Genomic DNA, 16944 nt, shown 5'->3' on the forward strand with positions numbered 1-16944 from the left:
AAAGCGCCCTCCTCCGGGACCGGTCCGAAGGAGTATCTCCAAGTGATCATGGAATTGCAATGTTGCAAATAGCAACGGTGCGATGCATGTCCAGCGAGGATCCCCGCGGCGCTAGCTCTCGTAGGTGTCCTCGGGTGGGGTGATCGGGGTGACGCCGGAGACGGTGAAGGTGGGCACGTAGGCGGTCTCCTTGGTGGCCGAGCCGGGGACGACCCTGCCGGTGGCCTCGATCCACTGGTCGTCGGGCAGCGGGCTGAAGTCCAGGCCGGTCATCAGGACCTTGACCGGGGAGGCGTCCGCGGCGCAGCAGGAGATGGCCAGCCGGGCCACGTAGACGTCGTCGCCCTTGCGGACCACGAAGCCGGTCAGCTTCACCGTCCGGTCGTCCAGCGAGCCGCTGTCGTCCCAGGCGGTGCGGGTGACGAACTCGGTGATGGTCAGCGGGATGACCTCGTCGTCGGGCAGCGGGGCGAAGCCGCTGGCGACCTTGGACTCCTGGGCGGCGTTGCGGTCGGAGCGGTTGACCGTGTCCGAGCCCAGCGCGGGCGGGCTGATCAGGAACACCGCCAGCACCGGCAGCAGCAGCATCCACGTGCTGCGCGCCGCGTGCTCGTGCTGGTCGTGCCCGTGCTGGTCGTGCCCGTGCTGGTCGCCCTCGTGCCCGCGCCCGCCCGCGCGCAGGTCCCGGACGATCGCCACGGCCGCGAGCACCACCATGACCACGCCGGTGACGACCAGCCACGGCTGCAGCGACGCCTTGACGTAGCGCAGGTAGGTGCCGGTCAGCGCCAGCTTCAGCAGCGCGCCGCCGAGCAGGACCAGCAGGACGTTCTGGGTCTCGCGCCTCACAGGAACACCCACCCCGCCACCAGCGCGCTCGCGATCGCCACGGCGAAGGTGGCCGGGGCGAAGCGGGCCGCGAAGGACTTGCCGAACGCGCCCGACTGCAGCGCGATGAGCTTGACGTCGACCGCCGGGCCGACCACCAGGAACACCAGGCGCGGCAGCAGCGGCAGCGCCGACATCGACACCGCCACGAAGGCGTCGGCCTCGCTGCACAGCGCCAGCACCACGGCCAGCAGCGCCATCACCAGCACCCCCAGCACCACCTGGGAGCCCAGGGTCTGCATCCACTCCGGCGGCACCAGCACGCTGAACGCCGCCGCGAACAGCCCGCCCAGCACCAGGAAGCCGCCCGCCTCGACCAGGTCGTGGCGGGCGGTCTCGGCGAACACCGCCCAGCGCGAGGTGCCCTCCCGCTCGGGCAGCGCGCGCAGCGCCCGCTCGGCGATCCACCCGGCCTTGCCGAACCGGGTCCACAGCCAGCCCATGACCACGGCGGTGAGCAGCGAGCCGGTGAACCGCGCGGCGACCATCCACGGGGTGTCGCGGAAGGCCACGAACGTCGAGACCAGCACGATCGGGTTCACCGCGGGCGCGGCCAGCAGGAACGACAGCGCCACCGCGGGCGCCACGCCCTGCTGCATCAGCCTGCGCGCCACCGGCACCGAGGCGCACTCGCAGCCGGGCAGCGCCACGCCCGCCACGCCCGCGACCGGGACGGCCAGGGCGGTCCGGCTGGGCAGCAACCGGCGCAGCGCGCTCGCCGGGACGAACGCGGCGATGGCGCCGCTGATCAGCACGCCGAGCACGAGGAACGGCATCGCCTGCACGCAGATCGCCACGAACACCGTGGACGCGGTGCGCAGGACGGGCACGTCGAGCACGCCCACCAGCCAGTCCTGGAGCAGCAGGGCCAGCACCAGCAGCGCGCACAGCACCTCCAGGGAGGTGACGCGCCACCGCGCGGGCGGGCGGGGCGGGCGCGGAGCCCGGATCTCGCCAGTGATTGTCACTTCCGAGATGATGCCGGCCACCGCAACCCCCGCGCGCCGGGGTCAGGACTCGGCGGCGCGCTCGTCGTAGCGCCGCTGCGCGCCGAGCACCTCGGGCATCCGGCCCTCGACCAGGGCGATCAGCTCCTGGACCTTGGCCGCCGCGGCCTCGCCGAGCGGGGTGAGGCTGTAGCGCACGTGCAGCGGGAACACGCCCTGGGCGCGGCGGTCGACGAAGCCGTCCCGCTCCAGCGCCTGCAGCGACTGGGCCAGCATCTTCTGGTTGACCCCGTCGATGCGGCGGCGCAGCTCGTTGAACCGCATCGGGCCGGTGCGCAGCGCGCTGAGCGCCAGCATCCCCCACCGCCCGGTCAGCACGTCCAGCGCCGGGCGGGACGGGCAGGTGCGCGAGAAGACGTCGTAGGCCACGTCCTCGGATTCCACCGGTTCATGGTAACCGTTGACGCTGTGGTTACTTACTGATACTAGTTTCTAGAAGAAACCGGAATGTGGATGTGCGAGGAGAACCCAGATGACTGACCGGCGTGCGTTCCTGCGCGCGAGCGGCTCCGCGGCGCTCGGCGCGACCGTGCTCGGCGCGTTCCTCGGCGGCGGTTCCCCCGCCCAGGCGCTGGCCGCCCACCAGCCGCTGCCCGACCCGGCGACCACGCCGGTGCCCAACCCACCGCTGCCGCACGGCCTGACCCCGCAGGAGCACCGGAACCTGATCACCTTCGACGAGCTGGACTTCGACGTGTTCAGCCACGCCCGGTGGGACCGGCTGCGGGAGAGCCACGCGCGCGACATCCGCGTCCACTGGCCCGACGGCCACTACACCGACGGCATCGAACCGCACATCGCCGACCTGAAGGCGATGTTCGCCTGGGCTCCCGACACCCGCATCCAGGAGCACCCCCTGCGGGTCGCGCACAACGAGTTCACCGCGGTGGTCGGGGTCATGCGCGGCACCTTCACCCGCCCCATGCCCGACGGCGCGGGCGGCTCCATCCCGCCCAACGGCCGCCAGTACGCCATCAGCATGGCCACCATCGGCATCTGGAACCGCAAGGGCACGATGAGCGAGGAGTTCCTGTTCTGGGACAACCTCACGTTCAACCGGCAGCTCGGCCTGGCCTGAACACCTCCGGGCGCACCACGGCCCCCGCGCGGCGAGGGCGCGCGGGGGCCGTGGTGGCGGGCACTACTCCGGGTCTTCCTCTTCCCGCAGCTCGTCGATGGTGGCCAGGACGTCGGCGACGTCCTCCACCGGCAGCAGCGGCTCGACGATCGCCGAGACACCCGTGCGCTGCGACACCACCGCCTCGGCCAGCCCCACCGCGTCCTCGCGCTCGTAGGGGCCGCACACGAACGACGCCCACTCCTCCCCCGACGACGCCTCGAAGGTCACCGCCCAGGGCAGCCCCTCGACCTCGGTCTCGTCGTCGGGCTCGTAGACCACCACGCCGCCCATTCAGGCGCCTCCTTCGACACTGGCCAGCAGTTCGCCCCGCAGTTGCGAGGCGGTCGAGACCACGAGCATCAGCAGCGTGCTCAGCGGCTCGGGCTTGAGTCCCTCCGCGGGGAAGGCGTACCGCAGCGTCACGTCCATGCCCCGCCCGGTGTGCACCACGCCCAGCGTGCCGAACAGGCCCTGCCCCGCGCGCTCGGCCGCGGACACCGCCAGGTTGCGGTCGTCGGGCAGGTCCCAGGCCACCACGCAGGTCAGGCTCAGCACGGTCAGCCCCTCGGCCAGCCGCATCGCCTGCACCGCGCACGGCACGTCGCCGTGCCGGAAGCTCAGCGCGCCGTCGTCGTCCACGTGCACCTCGTGGAACATCTCCAGCGCCTCGCGGGCGGAGGTCAGCAGCGTCGCGGTGACCGCGGCGTCCTCATCGGTCACGGGGTCTCCTCCACGTCGGGCTTGTCGACGGCGCCGCCGAAGCGGCGGTCCCGCCGGGCGTAGGCCTCGCAGGCCCGCCACAGGTCCAGCCGGTCGAAGTCCGGCCACAGGATGTCCTGGAACACCAGCTCCGCGTACGCCGACTGCCACAGCAGGAAGTTCGACGTGCGCTGCTCACCCGACGGGCGGATGAACAGGTCCACGTCGGGCATCTCGGGCTGGTACAGGTACTTGGCGATGGTGCGCTCGTCGACCTTGTCCGGGTTGAGCCTGCCCTCGGCGGCCAGCCGGGCGATCTCCCGCGCCGCGTCGCCGACCTCGGCGCGCCCGCCGTAGTTGATGCACATCGCCAGGTTCAGCACGTCGTTGTCCTTCGTGCGCTCCTCGGCGACCTCCAGCTCGTTGATGACGCTGCGCCACAGCCGCGGCCTGCGACCCGCCCAGCGCACCCGCACGCCCAGCTCGTCCAGCTCCTCGGTGCGGTGGCGGATCACGTCGCGGCTGAACCCCATGAGGAAGCGCACCTCCTCCGGGCTGCGGCGCCAGTTCTCGGTGGAGAACGCGTACAGCGACACCCACTTCACACCCAGCTCGATGGCCCCCTTGGCCACCTCCACCACGACCGCCTCGCCGCGCTTGTGCCCCTCCACGCGGGACAGGCCCCGCTGGTTGGCCCAGCGGCCGTTGCCGTCCATCACGATCGCGATGTGCCGGGGGACCAGGTCCGCCGGGATGGCGGGGGGCTTGGCGCCCGAGGGGTGCGGGTCCGGGGGTCGGGGAACGCGCTGCTCGCGCTCAGCCCGCCGTCGGCGGAGCATGGGGCTGTCCTCTCGAAGAACTCTGGTGCGACGGGCGAGCCTAGCCCTCGCCCGCGGACGGCCTGCGCTCGACCAAGGGCAGCGACCGCAGCGACCGCTCCAGGTGCCACTGCAGGTGCGCGGCGACCAAGCCGCTGGCCTCCCGCCGCGCCCCGTGCGGCAGACCGTCCACCACGTCCCAGTCTCCGTGCAGCAGCGCGGTCAGCAACCGCAGCGTGTCCCCCGACGGGGCGGCCGAGCCCGGCGGGCGGCAGCGGGCGCACACCACACCGCCCGCCTGCACGTTGAACGCCCGGTGCGGACCCGGCTCACCGCACCGCGCGCACTCGTCGACCGCCGGGGCCCAGCCCGCGAACGCCATGGCGCGCATCAGGAAGGCGTCCAGCACCAGCGACGGGTCCCGCTGCCCCTCCACCAGCGCCCGCAGCGCCCCGGTGACCAGCAGGTACAGCCGCAGCACCGGCTCGCCCTCCTCCGCGGTGAGCCGGTCGGCGGTCTCCAGCACCGCGCACGCCGCGGTGTAGCGCTGGTAGTCCCCCACCAGGCCGACGCCGAACGCGTCCACCGTCTGCACCTGCGTCACCACGTCCAACGAGCGACCGGGGTAGAACTGCACGTCCACGTGCCCGAACGGCTCCAGCCGCGCCCCGAACCGGGACGAGGTGCGACGCACGCCCTTGGCCACCGCGCGCACCTTGCCGTGCCGCTGGGTGAGCAGCGTGATGATCCGGTCGGCCTCCCCCAGCTTCTGCACCCGCAGGACCACCCCGGTGTCCCGGTACAGGTTCGCCATCTAGAACCCGAGCCTGCGCAGCTGCTTCGGATCGCGCTGCCAGTCCTTGGCGATCTTGATGTGCAGGTCCAGGTAGACGCGGCTGCCCAGCAGCTTCTCGATGTGGCGGCGCGCGGTGATCCCCACCTGCTTGAGCCGCTCACCCCGGTGCCCCAGGATGATCGCCTTCTGCGACGGCCGCTCCACGAACAGGTTGGCGTGCACGTCCACCAGGTCGTCGCGGCCCTCGCGGGGCAGCATCTCCTCCACCACCACGGCGATGGAGTGCGGCAGCTCGTCGCGCACCCCCTCCAGCGCCGCCTCGCGGATCAGCTCGGCCACCAGGGTCTGCTCCGGCTCGTCGGTCAGCTCCCCGTCCGGGTACAGCGGCGGCCCCTCCGGCAGCTTGCCCACCAGCAGGTCGGCCAGCGCGTCGACCTGGAAGCCGTCCACCGCCGAGACCGGGATCAGCTCGGCGAACTCCATCACGCCCTGCAGCGCCAGCAGCTGCTCGGCCACCTGCTGCTGGCCCACCAGGTCGGTCTTGGTGACGATGCCGACCACCGGGGTGCGCTTGGCGATCTTGGCCAGCTCCGCGGCGATGAACCGGTCACCGGGGCCCACCTTCTGGTCGGCGGGCACGCAGAAGCCCACCACGTCGACCTCCGACCAGGTCTCCCGCACCAGGTCGTTGAGCCGCTGGCCGAGCAGCGTGCGCGGCCGGTGCAGACCGGGGGTGTCCACCAGCACCAGCTGGCCGTCCTCGCGGTGCACGATGCCCCGGATGGTGTGCCGGGTGGTCTGCGGCTTGCTGGAGGTGATCGCGACCTTGGTGCCCACCAGCGCGTTGGTCAGCGTCGACTTGCCCGCGTTGGGGCGACCGACGAAGCACGCGAACCCGGAGCGGTAACCATCCATCCCGCTATTGTCCCCGGTCACCTCGACCGCCCCTCGCCAGGTCCGCGCCCGCGACCGGTCAGACGGTTTCCCGCAGCTCGCCCGACGCGTCGGCGCGCAGCACCGGGGCGTCCGCGCCCAGGTCGCGCACCGCCGCCAGCGACTCCGCGTCCACCTCGTCCGCCGCCGTCACCACCGCGGCGGCCTCCAGGCCCTCCGCCCCGCTGGACACCGCCGCCGCCACCGCCGCCTGCAGCGCGCTGAGCCGCAACGACGGCAGCGCCACCGTCGTCGCCGCGTAGGTCCGGCCGTCGGTGTCGCGCACCGCCGCCCCCTCCGCCGCCCCGGTGCGCGCCCGCGCCGACCTGGCCAGCGTCACGATCTTGGCGTCCTCCGGACCCAGCTCAGCCACCGCTGTCCTCCTCCTCGTCCTCACCGCCGAGCGGGCGCACCAGCACCGTGGTGATGCGCATCCGCCCCCGCTCGTCCTTGCCGCCCTCGGCCCGCATCCGCAGACCCGCGATCTCGGCCTCCGTGCCCGGCAGCGGCACCCGCCCCAGCCGCTGCGCCAGCAGACCGCCGACCGTCTCCACCTCGTGGTCGTCCAGCTCCGTGCCGAACAGCGCGTCCAGGTCGTCCACCGGCAACCGCGCGCTCACCCGCACCGCGCCGTCGTCCAGGTGCTCCACCGGCGGCCGGTCGTCGGTGTCGGACTCGTCGGTGATCTCCCCGACGATCTCCTCCAGGATGTCCTCGATGGTCACCAGCCCCGCCGTGCCGCCGTACTCGTCGACCACCACGGCCAGGTGGTTGCGCGACAGCTGCATCTCCCGCAGCAGGTCCGCCACCGGCTTGGAGTCCGGGATGAACGTCGCGGGCTTCATCACGTCCGCCACGACCTTGCCGTTGGGCTCCTCCGACAGCGTCAGCCGCACCAGGTCCTTGAGGTTGACCACGCCCAGGATGTCGTCCACGCTCTCACCGATCACCGGCACCCGCGTGTAGCCCGTGCGCAGCGACAGCGCCAGCGCCTGCCGCACCGACTTGGCCTGCTCGATCCACACGATCTCGGTGCGCGGCACCATCACCTCGCGCGCGATGGTGTCCCCCAGCTCGAACACCGAGTGGATCATCTCCCGCTCGCCCTCGTCGACCACGCCGCGCTCCTGCGCCATGTCGACCAGCTCGCGCAGCTCCACCTCCGAGGAGAACGGCCCCTCCCGGAAACCGCGCCCCGGCGTGATCGCGTTGCCCACCAGGATCAGCAGCTTGCTCAGCGGCCCCAGCACCCGGCCCAGCACCCGGATCGGCCCGGCCGCCAGCAGGCTCACCGCGTACGGGTGCTGCCGCCCGATCGTGCGCGGGCCCACGCCCACCAGCACGTACGACACCACCAGCATGCTCAGGCCCGCCACCAGCACGGCCACCCACCCGGTGGCGATCAGCCGCAGGCACACCACCGTCACCAGCACCGTCGCCGCCAGCTCGCAGCCCAACCGCAGCAACAGCAGCAGGTTGACGTGCCGCGGCCGGTCGGCCAGCACCAGCATCAGCTGACGGGTGCCCGCCCGGCCCTGCCGCTGCAACCCCTCCACCCGCGCCCGCGACACCGTGCCCAGCGCCGCGTCCGCCCCCGCGAACGCACCCGCGGCCAGGATCAGCACCGCGGCCAGCACCAGCAGGCCGGTCGAACCAGCTACCACCTCGGCCGCCTCAGGCCGGGGGCTCGGAGCGGTCCGAGTCCTCCAAGCCGACCGCGCCCAGCAGCTTCGAGTCGGCCTCCCGCTGCGCCGACTTGCGCTCGGCCTCGGCCGCCGCCGCCCGGAAGTCGCCCAGGATGCGGTTCTGCAGCGTGAACATCTCCCGCTCCTCCGCGGGCTCGGCGTGGTCGTAGCCCAGCAGGTGCAGCACGCCGTGCACGGTCAACAGGTGCAACTCGTCCAGCAGGCTGTGCCCGGCCTTGCGCGCCTGGTCCTTGGCGAACTCCGGGCACAGCACGATGTCGCCCAGCAGCGCCGGACCCAGGCCCGCCGCGTCCGGGCGGCGGGCCGAGTCCAGCTCGTCCATCGGGAAGGCCATCACGTCCGTGGGGCCGGGCAGGTCCATCCAGCGCTGGTGCAGGTCGGCCATCACGTCCAGCTCCACCAGCAGCACGGACAGCTCGGCCAACGGGCTCACGCCCATCCGGTCCAGCGCGAACCGGGCGGCGGAGACGATGGACGGCTCGTCGACGCTGACACCCGACTCGTTCGCGATCTCGATGCTCACGGCGCCTATCGTCGCCTATCGTCCCCGGCGCTGACCGCGCGACCTGGCACCCGGCCCGGCGTGCTGCCCGTGCCGGTCGCCGACCTCGCGCTCGTCCTGCTCGACCTGCCACTTCTCGTAGGCGTCGACGATGTCGGCCACCAGCCGGTGGCGCACCACGTCGTTGCTGGTCAGCACCGAGAAGTGGACGTCGTCCACGCCCTCCAGGATGTCCTTGACCACCTTCAGGCCACTGCGCTGGCCGCCGGGCAGGTCCACCTGGGTGATGTCGCCGGTCACCACGATCTTGGAGCCGAACCCCAATCGGGTGAGGAACATCTTCATCTGTTCGGGCGTCGTGTTCTGCGCCTCGTCCAGGATGATGAACGCGTCATTCAGCGTCCTTCCCCTCATATAAGCCAATGGGGCTACCTCGATGGTGCCCGCCTGGGTGAGCCGGGGGATGGACTCCGGGTCGACCATGTCGTGCAGCGCGTCGTAGAGCGGGCGCAGGTACGGGTCGATCTTCTCGTAGAGCGTGCCGGGCAGGTAGCCCAGCCGCTCGCCCGCCTCGACCGCGGGGCGGGTGAGGATGATCCGGTTGACCTGCTTGGCCTGCAGCGCCTGCACGGCCTTGGCCATGGCCAGGTAGGTCTTGCCGGTGCCCGCGGGGCCGATGCCGAACACCACGGTGTTCTTGTCGATGGCGTCGACGTAGTGCTTCTGGTTCAGCGTCTTGGGCCGGATGGTGCGGCCGCGGCGGGAGATGATGTCGAGGCTGAGCACCTCGGCGGGGGACTCGCCGGTGCCCGCCGACAGCATGGCCACCGTGCGGCGGACCGTGTCCGGTCCGATCTGCTGGCCTCGGCTGGCCAGGGTGATCAGCTCGGTGAACACCCGTTCGGCGAACGCCACGTCGGCGGGCTGGCCGGAGAGGGTGATCTCGTTGCCGCGCACGTGCACGTCGGCGTCGAGCAGTTCCTCGGCGAGCCGGAGGTTCTCGTCGCGAGAGCCGAGCAGGGCGAGCACCGCGCCGTCGGGCACGGCGAACTTGGACTGGGCGTCAGCCGCGGTGTGCGGCTTGTTGTCAGCGGTGTCGGCCACGTGGCCTCGGGCCTGCTTCCTGCGCGTTCGCGCCACTCGGGTACTGGCCCTTCGATGCTAGCCGCAGCAACCGACAGTCCGCATCGAAGTATGGAACCCGCTGGACGTGGGCGGTGTACTCGGGGTGTGGAGACCTTGCGCGAGTTGACCGTGGACGACGTGCCCGCCTGCCTGGCGCTGGCGGCTGACCGGGGCTGGTCGCGGGAGGAGGGCAAGTGGCGGTTGCTGCTGCGGGTGGGCACCGGGTTCGGCCTGTTCGACGGGGATGAGCTGGTGGGGACGACGATCGTCACGCCGTTCGGCGCCGAGCACGCGGCGGTCAGCATGGTGCTGGTGGCGTCGCGGTCGGGTGGTCGGGGGCTGGGGCGGCGGTTGGTGGAGCACGCCCTGGAGGTGACCTCGGCGCCGGTGGTGTCGCTGCACGCGACGGAGTTCGGCAGGCCGCTGTACGAGCGGTTGGGGTTCCGGTCGGTGGGTCGGGTGACCGCGCACTTCGGGGTGTTCGCGGGGGCTCGGCCGGGGGTGTCGCGGCCCGCCGGGGAGGCGGACCGGGCGCGGGTGGTGGCGCAGGACGCGGCCGCGTTCGGCGCGGACCGGTCGGCGCTGTGGTCGGCGCTGTGGGAGTTCGCGTCGCAGGTCCGGGTGGTGCCGGAGGGGCACGCGGTGTCGTGGCGTGAGGGGGAGGTGGAGACGGTGGGGGTGGTGGCGCCGTCGGTGGGGGTGGCTCGGGACCTGGTGGCGGACATGTCCCCCGATGTGACCGTGCGGGTGGACGTCGCGGAGCCGAAGCTGGGTGGGTGGCTGGCCGAGCACGGTGTGGTGCCCCGGCACACCGTCGACCTGATGGTGCGCGGGGCCGCCGAGCTGCCCGGCGACCGGGGCCGGCTGTTCTCCCCGGTCATGCAGGCCTTGGGCTAGCGCGTGCGCAGGCCCCAGCGCCCTCCTCCCGCAGCACTCCCGGACGCCTGCAAGTACTACCCGAGGGTCGCCGCGGGGCCGGTAACCACTACCCGGGATGCGCGTACGCGCGGTTCGCGGTGCTCGAACGCGCGGTTCGTGGTGTCCCAACGCTCGGTTCGCGGTGGTCGGCTCGGTGGTCGGCGCGGTGTTCGGCGCGGTGTTCGGCTCGGTGTTCGGCTCGGTCAGGCCAGGGCGCCGAGGGGGCGTCCGCCGAGCACGTGCAGGTGGGCGTGGAAGACGGTCTGGCCCGCGTCGGGGCCGGTGTTGAACAGCAGTCGGTAGCCGCTGTCGTCGATGCCCTCGGCCTTGGCGACCTCGCCCGCGGTGAGGAAGAGGTCGTCGAGCACGCCGGGGGCGGCCTTGGCGAGGGCGACCGCGTCGGTGTCGTGGCGCTTGGCGATGACCACGACGTGCGTGGGCGCCTGCGGGGAGATGTCGCGGAAGGCCAGGGTGGTGTCGGTCTCGTGGACCACGGTGGCGGGGATCTCGCGGGCGGCGATGCGGCAGAACAGGCAGTCCATGGGCAGAGGCTACTGAAGGGGCCGCTGGAGGTGGGTCCGGCTCAGGTCGAGGACGGCTTCGCGGCAGGCCGCCCAGGCTTCGGTGCCGGGTGTGATCAGCTCCATGTGGCCCGCGCCGGGGATGCGCACCAGTCGGGCGCCGCGGGCGCGGGCGAAGGTCTCGCTCTGCTCGAAGGGCACGTCCTCGTCGGCGTCGCCGTGCACCAGGACCAGTGGTTTGCCGATGGGCGGGAGGGCGGCCGGGGAGGCGTCGGCGTAGCGGTCGGGGACCTGGTCGGGGGTGCCGCCGAGCAGTTCGGCGGCGCGGCGGGTGATCTGCGGGTGCAGCAGGAGGTCCAGCACGCCCGCCTGGGCGACGGCGCCGGTGACGCGGGGGTGGCGGGCGGCGGCCCAGACGGCGAGGTGGCCGCCCGCGGAGTGGCCCAGGGTGACCACCGGGCCGAGGGAGTCGTCGAGGGCGTCGATGGCGGCCAGCACGTCGTGGCCGGTCCGCGGCCAGCCGCCGCCTCCGCCGACGCGGCGGTACTCGATGTTCCAGGCGGTGCGGCCGTGGGCGGCCAGGTCGGCGGCGAGCGGTCGGCCCAGTTCCAGGCCGTAGCGCTGGTGCCAGAAGCCGCCGTGGATCACCACGACGACGGGGCCGCTGCCGGACAGCTCCCCGAACTGGCTGGGGTCGGGGCCGTAGGGGATGCGCCGCACGCGGTCGAGGATGCCAACGCGCCGCCTCCCGTGTTCCGCCGGGCGTGCTTAATCGGTTGATCAGAACAGCTCAGCGTCTGCGGTGGATCGCTCCGCCGATGGCAGCTTGACCGTTTAAGGGCAGCGCGCCAGCGTCGAGGGGTCGCCGCCGACGACGGGCACGAGGAGGAGGCCGCTATGAGGCGCGGAGGACGGCGCGGAGGACGGCGCGCGGGACCGGTGGTGGTGATCGGGGTGCTGGTCGCCCTGGTCGGCGGGGTGCTCCCGGCGGGGGCGGAGCGGGGCTGGGTGGCCGGTTGGGCGGCCAGCCCGGTGGTCGGCAGCGAGATCCCCTGGTCGAGCTGCCCGGCGGGCGGTGGCCTGCGGGACGCCACCGTGCGCAACGTGGTCTTCGTGAGCACCGGCGGCAGGGCGGTGCGGGTCCGGCTGACCAACGCCTTCGGCACGCGCCCGCTGCGGGTGGGTGGCGCGTCGGTGGCCGTGCGGGGCTCCGGCGCCACCGCCGAGGAGGGCACGGTGCGGGTGCTGACCTTCCGGGGCTCGCGGTCGGTGACCGTGCCGCCGGGCCGGGAGCTGTTCAGCGACCCGGTGGCGCTGGGCGTCAGGTCGCTGTCCACGCTGCTGGTCAGCGTGCACGTGCCGGGGCCGACCGGGCCGATCACCAACCACCCGTTCACCGCGCAGGGCAACTACCTGGCCGACGGCGACCTCAGCGGGGCGGTGTCCGGGGACTTCCGGGACACGCCGTGCTGGATGTTCGTCAGCGGTGTGGACGTCGTGCCGTCGCGGCGGGTCGCGGGGGCGGTGGTGGCCTTCGGCGACTCCATCACCGACACCGCGAACACCACCGGCGACGCCAACCGCCGCTGGCCGGACTTCCTGGCCCGCAGGCTCGACGCCGTGCGCGGGCGCACGCTGTCGGTGGTCAACGCGGGGCTGGGCGGCAACCGGCTGCTGGCCGACCGGGAGGGCGAGCCGTACTACGGGGTGGCCGCGCTCAAGCGGGTGGAGCGCGACGTGCTGGCGCAGAGCGGGGTGGCGGCGGTGATCACGCTGCTGGGTGTCAACGACATCGGGTACGGGGCGACCGCCGCGGAGCTGGTCGCCGGGCACCGCGAGCTCATCGCCGCCGCGCGGGCGGCGGGGGTGGCGGTGCACGGCGGCACGATCCTGCCGTTCCGGGGTTCGGTCGCGTGGACCGCCGAGCGCGAGGCGGTGCGGCGCGAGTTCAACGACTGGGTGCGCACGTCGGGCGAGTTCGACGGGGTGGTGGACTTCGCCGCCGCCACGGCCGCGCCGGGCGACCCGGCCGCGCTGGACCCCGCCTACGACAGCGGGGACCACCTGCACCCCAACGACGCGGGCACCGCGGCGATGGCGCAGGCGGTGGACCTGGGGGCGCTGCTGGCGCGTGGATCGGTGGCGGCGGGCTGAGCGGAGTCCGTGGAGGAGGAGGGCCGCGTCGCGGTGGGACCTGGGGGTCGCCCCACCGCGACGCGGCGGCGCCGGACCGAGGGGGGAGGTGTCCGGCGGCCTCGGGGAGGGAGCGCCGGAGGGGCTTGCGCGCCCTCGCGATCCCTCGCGGCAAAAGCGTAACCCCTACTCCTGGCGTTCGCCAGAAGGGAGCAAGGTCGACTACGCCCAGCGATCGGTCAGCACACCCAGCGCGCCCAGCGCGACGGCTCCGGCGGTGGAGGCCCGCAGCACGGTGGGGCCCAGGCGGACGGCGCGCGCGCCCGCCTCGACCAACTCCGCGAGCTCCTGGTCGGTGATGCCGCCCTCGGGGCCGACCACGATCAGCACATCACCCGACGGGGGCAACCCGATCGAGCCGATGCCCACCTTGGCGGACTCGTGCAGCACCAGTGCGGCGGCCGAGGAGGCCGCCAGCCGCGCCAGGTCGCGGGTGGTGACCGGCTCGCCCACCGACGGCACGCGCGCCCGCCGGGCCTGCTTGGCCGCCTCGCGGGCGGTGGCGCGCCAGCGGGCCAGCGCCTTGGCGCCGCGCGGGCCCTCCTCCCACTTGGCCACGCAGCGGGCGGCCCGCCACGGCAGCACCGCGTCCACGCCCGCCTCGGTGGCCAGTTCCACGGCCAGCTCGCCGCGGTCGCCCTTGACCAGCGCCTGCGCCAGCACCACGCGCACGGCGGGCTCGGGCGCGGTCCACCGTTGGAGCACGCGCAGCCGCAGCGAGTCCTTCAGCGCCTCGTCCACCACGCAGCGCACCTGCTCGCCGGACCCGTCGGAGAGCACCAGCTCCTCCCCCGCGCGCAGCCTGCGCACGGTGGCGGCGTGGCGCCCCTCGGGGCCGTCCAGCACGGCGTGCGGACCGGCGGGCAGGGCGTCGACCAGGAAGACCGGCAGCGTCACCGGTGCCCGCGCCCGGAGCGCAGCCGCGAGAACAGCCCGCCGCTGCCCTTGCCGTTGTGCGCCAGCGTCGGCTGGTCCTCGCCGCGCGCCGCGGCCAGCTCGCGCAGCAGCTCGGTCTGCCGGGCGTCCAACCTGGTCGGCACCACGACCTCCAGGTGCACGTGCAGGTCGCCGTGGCCGTCGATGCGCCCGTTGGAGCGCAGCCGGGGCATCCCCCGGCCGGGCAGCACCAGCTCGGTGGCGGGCTGGGTGCCGGGCTCGATCTCCAGCTCCTCCTCGCCGTCGAGGGTGCGCAGCGGCAGCACCGCGCCCAGCGCGGCGGTGGTCATCGGGATGCGCACCGAGCAGTGCAGGTCGGCGCCGTCGCGCTCGAAGATCTCGTGCGGCACCTCCTCGACCTCGACGTAGAGGTCGCCCGCCGGGCCGCCGCCGGGGCCGACCTCGCCCTGGCCCGCCAGCCGCACCCGCATGCCCTCGGCCACGCCCGCCGGGATCTGCACCGAGATGGTGCGCCGGGAGCGGACCCGGCCCTCGCCCGCGCACTGCCCGCACGGGTCGGGGATGACCTCGCCGAAGCCGCGGCACACCGGGCACGGGCGAGCGGTGACCACCTGGCCGAGGAAGGACCGCTGCACCGACTGCACCTCGCCGCGGCCGCCGCAGGTGTCGCAGCGCACCGGGGAGGTGCCCTTGGCGGTGCCGCTGCCCACGCAGACGTCGCACAGGATGGCGGTGTCCACGGTCAGCTCGCGGTTGGCGCCCGCCGCGCACTCCTCCAGCGTCATCGACAGCCGGATCAGCGCGTCGGAGCCGGGCTGCACGCGGCTGCGCGGGCCGCGCCCGCCGCCGCCGGAGCCCGCGCCGAAGAAGGCGTCCATGATGTCGCCGAGACCGAAGCCCGCGAACGGGTCGCGCGCGCCCGCGCCACCGCCGCCGGGCTCCAGCGGGTCGCCGCCCAGGTCGACGACCTGCCGCTTCTTCGGGTCCGACAGGACCTCGTAGGCGGCGGTCACCTCCTTGAAGCGGGCTTCCTCGTTGGGGTTGACGTCCGGGTGCAGCTGCCGCGCGAGCTTGCGGTAGGCGCGCTTGATCTCCTCGGGAGTCGCGTTCCTGGAGACCCCGAGCGTGCCGTAGTAGTCCCTCGCCACCGTGTGTCCTCCTGCGGGCGCGCGCGCCGGGCACGCGCTCGCTCGCTTGCGAAACGTCCTGCGGGTGCGGGCTGTTCCCGCCGGTCAGCGTGCGGTCAGGATCTCCCCCACGTAGTTGGCGACCGCACGCACCGCCGCCATGGTCCCCGGGTAGTCCATCCGGGTCGGCCCGACCACGCCCATGCCGCCCAGGAGCTTGTCCTGGCTGCCGTAGCCGATGGACACGACCGAGGTGCTGCGCATCTCGGCCGCCTCGTTCTCCTCGCCGATGTGGACCGTGATCGTGCCGGGGTCGCGCGCCGCTGCCAGCAGCCGGAGCACCACCACCTGCTCCTCCAGCGCCTCCAGCACCTGGCGCAGCGAACCGGGGAAGTCTGCCACGTTGCGGGTGAGGTTCGCGGTGCCACCCAGCACCAGGCGCTCCTCGGGGTGCTCGACCAGCGATTCGATCAGCACCGTGCTCACCCTCGTCACCACGTCGCGCAGCTCGCCGGGCACCTGCTCGGGCAGCTTGGCGACCTCGGCGGAGGCGTCGTAGAGGGGCTTGCCGACCATCGCGGAGTTGAGCATCGTGCGCACCCGCGCCACGTTGTCCTCGGTGATCACGTCGCCGAGGTCGACCGAGCGCTGGTCGACCCGGCCGGTGTCGGTGATCAGCACCAGCATCAGCCGGGCGGGGGTGATGGCCAGCACCTCCAGGTGCCGGACGGTGGAGCGGCTGAGCACCGGGTACTGCACCACCGCGACCTGGCGGGTCAGCTGGGCCAGCAGCCGCACGCTGCGGCGCAGCACGTCGTCGAGGTCGTAGGCGCCTTCCAGGAAGTTGCGGATGGCCTTGCGCTCGGCCTGGGACAGCGGCTTGACCTCGCTGAGCCGGTCCACGAACAGCCGGTAGCCCTTGTCGGTGGGGACGCGGCCCGCGCTGGTGTGCGGCTGGGTGATGTACCCGTCCTCCTCCAGGGCGGCCATGTCGTTGCGCACCGTGGCGCTGGACACGCCCAGGTTGTGCCGCTCGACCAGGGCTTTGCTGCCGACCGGCTCGTGGTTCGAGACGTAGTCGGCGACGATCGCGCGCAAGACCTCGAACCTGCGCTCGTCCGCGTTCACCTCGTCACCTCCACCTTCCCCGCTTCACCACAAGTTTACGGAGCGGTACGCGCTCAAGGGCAGTGGTGGATCCTCCAAGCTCCGCAGCGGTGGTGAGACCGCTCATGTGAGGCGGCTCATGTGAGACGGCGCACCACGGCGTCGGCCAGCAGCCTGCCCCGGTCGGTGAGCACGCAGCGGCCCGCCGCCAGCGCGTCCGGGTCGAGCAGGCCGTCGGCGGCGGCCTGCCGCGCCTGGTCCCGCCCGTCGTCGTCGAGGACCTCCACCGGCAGGCCGGTGGCCAGGCGCAGCTCCAGCAGCACGCGCTCGATCCGCCGGTCCTGCGCCGAGAGCACCTCGCGGCCCGCGGCGGGCGAGCCGCCGGAGGCCAGCACCGCGGCGTACTTGGCCGGGTGCTTGACGTTCCACCAGCGCACGCCGCCGACGTGGCTGTGCGCGCCGGGGCCCGCGCCCCACCAGTCCGCGCCCTGCCAGTACAGCAGGTTGTGCGCGCACCGGGCCTCGGCGGAGGCCGCCCAGTTGGACACCTCGTACCAGCTCAGGCCCTGCTCGGTCATGGCCGTGTC

20 protein-coding genes and 1 pseudogene are annotated in these 16944 nt (G+C 73.3%); 3 read left to right on the forward strand and 18 right to left on the reverse strand.

Translation table 11 applies throughout. From position 1 onward, the window contains the following. Window positions 1-111: 111 nt before the first annotated feature. The 3 genes from IEZ00_RS06010 to IEZ00_RS06020 are packed head-to-tail and all read right to left on the reverse strand — an operon-like array spanning window position 112 to window position 2279. On the reverse strand, window positions 112-849 hold the full coding sequence (locus IEZ00_RS06010; RefSeq protein ID WP_189222048.1) for a TIGR03943 family putative permease subunit: 738 nt from the start codon (window positions 847-849) through the stop codon (window positions 112-114). Continuing rightward, window positions 846-1856, reverse strand: a complete 1011-nt coding sequence (locus IEZ00_RS06015; RefSeq protein ID WP_189222049.1) for a permease — start codon at window positions 1854-1856, stop codon at window positions 846-848. Before IEZ00_RS06015 ends, IEZ00_RS06010 begins: the two co-directional genes overlap by 4 nt. A gap of 42 nt (window positions 1857-1898) precedes the next feature. Beyond that, window positions 1899-2279: a winged helix-turn-helix transcriptional regulator gene (locus IEZ00_RS06020; RefSeq protein WP_189222050.1), complete on the reverse strand. Its 381-nt coding sequence runs from the start codon at window positions 2277-2279 to the stop codon at window positions 1899-1901. Between the two features lie 88 nt (window positions 2280-2367). Here IEZ00_RS06020 and IEZ00_RS06025 point away from each other — a divergent pair, with 88 nt between their 5' ends. Beyond that, the gene (locus tag IEZ00_RS06025) at window positions 2368-2973 is read left to right on the forward strand and encodes an ester cyclase (protein WP_189222051.1); all 606 of its coding nucleotides are present in this window, start codon (window positions 2368-2370) and stop codon (window positions 2971-2973) included. A 63-nt stretch (window positions 2974-3036) separates the two neighbouring features. Here IEZ00_RS06025 and IEZ00_RS06030 read toward each other — a convergent pair whose 3' ends face one another. From IEZ00_RS06030 to IEZ00_RS06070, 9 genes are read right to left on the reverse strand one after another with little or no spacing between them, the layout of a single operon-like run. Continuing rightward, entirely contained in the window at window positions 3037-3306 is a 270-nt protein-coding gene (locus tag IEZ00_RS06030; protein ID WP_189222052.1) for a hypothetical protein, read from the reverse strand. After that, complete coding sequence (locus IEZ00_RS06035; protein WP_189222569.1) at window positions 3307-3672, reverse strand: hypothetical protein; 366 nt, start codon at window positions 3670-3672, stop codon at window positions 3307-3309. A 59-nt stretch (window positions 3673-3731) separates the two neighbouring features. Beyond that, window positions 3732-4553 (reverse strand): isoprenyl transferase, encoded by an 822-nt coding sequence (locus tag IEZ00_RS06040; protein WP_189222053.1) that lies wholly within the window; start codon window positions 4551-4553, stop codon window positions 3732-3734. A gap of 40 nt (window positions 4554-4593) precedes the next feature. Then, window positions 4594-5346, reverse strand: coding sequence for a DNA repair protein RecO (gene recO, locus IEZ00_RS06045; RefSeq protein ID WP_189222054.1), 753 nt, complete (start codon window positions 5344-5346; stop codon window positions 4594-4596). After that, a complete protein-coding gene (gene era / locus IEZ00_RS06050; protein WP_189222055.1) occupies window positions 5347-6243 on the reverse strand; it encodes a GTPase Era in 897 nt (298 codons plus the stop codon). It abuts the gene before it with no gap. A gap of 58 nt (window positions 6244-6301) precedes the next feature. Next, the gene (locus tag IEZ00_RS06055) at window positions 6302-6634 is read right to left on the reverse strand and encodes a cytidine deaminase-like protein (protein WP_189222056.1); all 333 of its coding nucleotides are present in this window, start codon (window positions 6632-6634) and stop codon (window positions 6302-6304) included. Next, window positions 6627-7925 (reverse strand): hemolysin family protein, encoded by a 1299-nt coding sequence (locus IEZ00_RS06060; RefSeq protein WP_189222057.1) that lies wholly within the window; start codon window positions 7923-7925, stop codon window positions 6627-6629. The genes IEZ00_RS06055 and IEZ00_RS06060 overlap by 8 nt, the downstream gene beginning before the upstream one ends. A 10-nt stretch (window positions 7926-7935) precedes the next feature. Continuing rightward, a complete protein-coding gene (ybeY, locus tag IEZ00_RS06065) occupies window positions 7936-8490 on the reverse strand; it encodes an rRNA maturation RNase YbeY (protein WP_189222058.1) in 555 nt (184 codons plus the stop codon). Window positions 8491-8505: 15 nt separating this feature from the next. Further along, window positions 8506-9573, reverse strand: coding sequence for a PhoH family protein (locus IEZ00_RS06070; protein ID WP_189222059.1), 1068 nt, complete (start codon window positions 9571-9573; stop codon window positions 8506-8508). Between the two features lie 126 nt (window positions 9574-9699). Here IEZ00_RS06070 and IEZ00_RS06075 point away from each other — a divergent pair, with 126 nt between their 5' ends. Further along, a complete protein-coding gene (locus IEZ00_RS06075) occupies window positions 9700-10491 on the forward strand; it encodes a GNAT family N-acetyltransferase (protein WP_229795144.1) in 792 nt (263 codons plus the stop codon). 224 nt (window positions 10492-10715) lie between these two features. On the opposite strand, the gene IEZ00_RS06080 is transcribed toward IEZ00_RS06075, so the two are convergent. Both IEZ00_RS06080 and IEZ00_RS06085 read right to left on the reverse strand, forming a co-directional pair. Continuing rightward, window positions 10716-11060, reverse strand: a complete 345-nt coding sequence (locus IEZ00_RS06080) for a histidine triad nucleotide-binding protein (protein ID WP_229795277.1) — start codon at window positions 11058-11060, stop codon at window positions 10716-10718. 3 nt (window positions 11061-11063) lie between these two features. Continuing rightward, window positions 11064-11753, reverse strand: a complete 690-nt coding sequence (locus tag IEZ00_RS06085) for an alpha/beta hydrolase family protein (RefSeq protein WP_189222061.1) — start codon at window positions 11751-11753, stop codon at window positions 11064-11066. A 177-nt stretch (window positions 11754-11930) separates the two neighbouring features. On the opposite strand from IEZ00_RS06085, the gene IEZ00_RS06090 reads away from it, so the two are divergent. Next, window positions 11931-13187: an SGNH/GDSL hydrolase family protein gene (locus IEZ00_RS06090; protein ID WP_189222062.1), complete on the forward strand. Its 1257-nt coding sequence runs from the start codon at window positions 11931-11933 to the stop codon at window positions 13185-13187. Window positions 13188-13388: 201 nt separating this feature from the next. On the opposite strand, the gene IEZ00_RS06095 is transcribed toward IEZ00_RS06090, so the two are convergent. From IEZ00_RS06095 to IEZ00_RS36275, 4 genes and pseudogenes are all read right to left on the reverse strand, one after another. Beyond that, window positions 13389-14123, reverse strand: coding sequence for a 16S rRNA (uracil(1498)-N(3))-methyltransferase (locus IEZ00_RS06095; RefSeq protein WP_189222063.1), 735 nt, complete (start codon window positions 14121-14123; stop codon window positions 13389-13391). Next, complete coding sequence (dnaJ, locus tag IEZ00_RS06100; RefSeq protein WP_189222064.1) at window positions 14120-15271, reverse strand: molecular chaperone DnaJ; 1152 nt, start codon at window positions 15269-15271, stop codon at window positions 14120-14122. The genes IEZ00_RS06095 and dnaJ overlap by 4 nt, the downstream gene beginning before the upstream one ends. A gap of 84 nt (window positions 15272-15355) precedes the next feature. After that, a complete protein-coding gene (gene hrcA / locus IEZ00_RS06105) occupies window positions 15356-16378 on the reverse strand; it encodes a heat-inducible transcriptional repressor HrcA (RefSeq protein ID WP_189222065.1) in 1023 nt (340 codons plus the stop codon). Window positions 16379-16494: 116 nt separating this feature from the next. Beyond that, window positions 16495-16944: pseudogene (locus IEZ00_RS36275) on the reverse strand (radical SAM family heme chaperone HemW); the annotation flags it as partial.

The sequence above is a fragment of the Saccharothrix coeruleofusca genome (genome assembly GCF_014648515.1).
Lineage (GTDB): Bacteria > Actinomycetota > Actinomycetes > Mycobacteriales > Pseudonocardiaceae > Actinosynnema > Actinosynnema coeruleofuscum.